Origin of the sequence: Pseudarthrobacter sp. (assembly GCF_036675385.1) — a bacterium.
GTDB lineage: Bacteria > Actinomycetota > Actinomycetes > Actinomycetales > Micrococcaceae > Arthrobacter.
In genome coordinates this window covers 1-2,855 of record NZ_JAKFFD010000051.1, presented here as the reverse complement: position 1 = coordinate 2,855, position 2,855 = coordinate 1, and the positions used below count along the sequence as shown (strand labels likewise).

Below are 2,855 nucleotides of genomic sequence, written 5' to 3'. Positions count from 1 at the left end.
TCGACGTAGGCCTGCTCGGCAGCGACTTCTTGCTGAGCAATGTGCTCAGCGCTGTGTGTCGTCACCCCAGCCCCTTTGCCGTTTGTCGAACTCATAAGTCTAGGCGGTGGGTGATCTATTCCGTAGGCGGCTCTCAGGTGGCGGACTCCACACAACTACGCGCAGGTCGAGGTCGGGTCGCCACCCAATCTTGTGCGGCGCCCCGTAGCCGTCAAAACGTAGTTCCAGACTTTGCTGTCCAAATATGGAGTTCTGCCCCTACTATCGGGCTACCCCGAAATCGGGCCAGCAAGGACCTTCACCAACTGAGCAGCACGGTCACAGAATCGCCAGTTGGAGCACCTCCCTCGAGGAGTTCACATGAAGACCATCGTTCGGATCACTGCGGCACTATTGATGACCGTCGCGACATCGCTGTTTGCGAGTGGGGCGGCCCAGGCCAGTACCCCCAAGTGGTTGTCGATCAGTGCAGGCGGTGACCACACCTGCGCAATTCGCACCGACCACGCGCTCTTCTGTTGGGGAGACAACAGCAACGGACAGCTCGGGGATGGCACCAACACCGAGCGAACCAGCCCCAAGAGGGTCGGCACCTCCACCAGCTGGACCGCGGTCGCAGCCGGCGTTGATCACACCTGCGCACGCCACAGCTCCGGATCCCTCTACTGCTGGGGATACAACAACCTGGGTCAAGTCGGGGACGGCACCACCGACGACCGGCTCACCCCCAAGAAGGTCGGCACCTCCACCAGCTGGACCGCCGTCACTGCCGGCGGCTATCACACCTGCGCACGCCACAACTCCGGATCCATCTACTGCTGGGGATTCAACCAATACGGGCAGCTCGGTGACGGCACCATCACAACTCGTCTCACGCCGAAGAAGGTCGGCGCCTCCACCAGCTGGAGCAGCGTTGACGCTGGCACCTACTACACCTGCGCACGCCACACCTCCGGCTCTGTCTACTGCTGGGGAAACAACAGCAACGGACAACTCGGCGACGGCACGACCGCCGGGTCGCTCACACCCAAGAAGGTCGGCACCTCCACCAACTGGACCAGCATCAACACGGGTGATTATCACAGTTGCGCACGCCACAGCTCCGGCTCTCTTTACTGCTGGGGACACAATGGTTACGGACAACTCGGCGACGGCACAGTCATCAACAAGCTCACACCCAAGAAGGTCGGCACCTCCACCAACTGGACGAGTGTCGCCGGCGGCATTTATCACACCTGCGCCCGCCACACCTCCGGCTCTCTGTACTGCTGGGGAAGAAACTCCGAAGGTCAGGTCGGTGACGGCACCACCACCCAGAGGCTCACTCCCAAGAAGGTCGGCACCTCCACCAACTGGACGAGCGCCGCTGCAGGCGGATTCCACACCTGCGCTCGCCATTCGTCGGGCTATGCGTACTGCTGGGGACAGAACGACGACGGCGAACTCGGGATCGGCAGCTACGTAGACAAATCAACACCGACCAAGATCAGCTAAGGGACGGGCATGGACATGAGGAACATTCTTCGAATCACCGCAGCGATGGCGCTGACCGCCGTGATGTCACTCACTGCTGCTGGATCCGCCCAGGCCAGCACCCCCAAGTGGTTGTCGATCAGTGCCGGCGGCGAGCACACCTGTGCAATCCGCACCGACCACGCCCTGTTCTGTTGGGGAGAAAACTCTGACGGGCAGGTTGGAGACGACACCACCACCGACCGCACGACACCTACGAGGATCGGCACCTCCACCAACTGGACCAGCGTCGCTTCCGGAGACAGTCACACCTGCGCCCGCCACAACTCCGGTTCCCTCTACTGCTGGGGAGACAACGAATTCGGACAACTCGGAATCGGCGTCATCACCCACCGGTACAAGCCCACGAAGGTCGGCGCCTCCACCAGCTGGACCGCCGTCACCGCCGGCGACAATCACACCTGCGCACGCCACTCCTCAGGCTCCCTCTACTGCTGGGGCAGCAACCAGGGCGGGATGCTCGGCGACGGCACCACCACCGACCGCACCACGCCCAAGAAGGTCGGCACCTCCACCAACTGGACCGCCGTCACCACCGGCGGCCGCCACACCTGCGCACGCCACTCCTCAGGCTCCCTCTACTGCTGGGGACTCAACACGTACGGTCAGCTCGGCGACGGCACGACTACGACTCGAACCACCCCGAAGAAGGTCGGCACCTCCACCAGTTGGAGCAGTGTTGACGCCAGCATCTATTTCACTTGCGCGCGCCACAACTCCGGCTCGGTCTACTGCTGGGGGCACAACGGAAACGGACAGCTTGGCGACGGCACCACCACGAACCGGCATGCGCCCAAGAAGGTCGGCACCTCCACCAACTGGACCGCCATTGCCACCGGCGGCTACCACTCCTGCGCCCGCCACACCACCGGCTCCCTCTACTGCTGGGGGTTCAACGGCAGCGGACGACTCGGGGACGGCACCACATCTCAACGGCTCACCCCAACAAAGGTCGGCACCTCCACCAGTTGGACCAACGTGACCCCCGGCGTCGCCCACACCTGCGCCCGCCACACCACCGGCTACGCCTACTGCTGGGGAAGCAACACCAGCGGACGCCTCGGCGACGGCACCACCACCGACCGGCTCACGCCAAAGAAAATCAACTGAGGCCTGGCTGAAGCGCTACTTCTTGCTCAGGAATGCCGTCATCGCTTCGCGGGCTTCGTCGCTGCCGAACAAGGCTGCCGACTGGGCCGCAACCTGCTCGCCAAGTGCGTCGATACGGGCGACCAGGTCGTGGTTGAGCAGCTTCTTGGACTCGCGCAGACCCTGCGGGTAGCCCTTGACCAGGTCACCGAGAACACGGGCGACGTCGCCCT

2 protein-coding genes and 1 pseudogene are annotated in these 2,855 nt (G+C 63.4%); 2 read left to right on the top strand and 1 reads right to left on the bottom strand.

The window, feature by feature from the left end; translation table 11 throughout:
• Positions 1-360 precede the first annotated feature (360 nt).
• Both V6M49_RS04765 and V6M49_RS04760 read left to right on the top strand, forming a co-directional pair.
• Positions 361-1,494, top strand: a complete 1,134-nt coding sequence (locus V6M49_RS04765; protein WP_332760301.1) for an RCC1 domain-containing protein — start codon at positions 361-363, stop codon at positions 1,492-1,494.
• Between the two features lie 9 nt (positions 1,495-1,503).
• Complete coding sequence (locus tag V6M49_RS04760) at positions 1,504-2,643, top strand: RCC1 domain-containing protein (RefSeq protein WP_332760299.1); 1,140 nt, start codon at positions 1,504-1,506, stop codon at positions 2,641-2,643.
• 15 nt (positions 2,644-2,658) lie between these two features.
• Here V6M49_RS04760 and V6M49_RS04755 read toward each other — a convergent pair.
• Positions 2,659-2,855: pseudogene (locus V6M49_RS04755) on the bottom strand (enoyl-CoA hydratase); the annotation flags it as partial.

Excerpts from the sequence above, each read along its gene's own strand:
- V6M49_RS04765 (WP_332760301.1), top strand. The coding sequence starts at position 361 with ATGAAGACCATCGTTCGGATCACTGCGGCACTATTGATGACCGTCGCG.
- V6M49_RS04760 (WP_332760299.1), top strand. The coding sequence starts at position 1,504 with ATGGACATGAGGAACATTCTTCGAATCACCGCAGCGATGGCGCTGACC.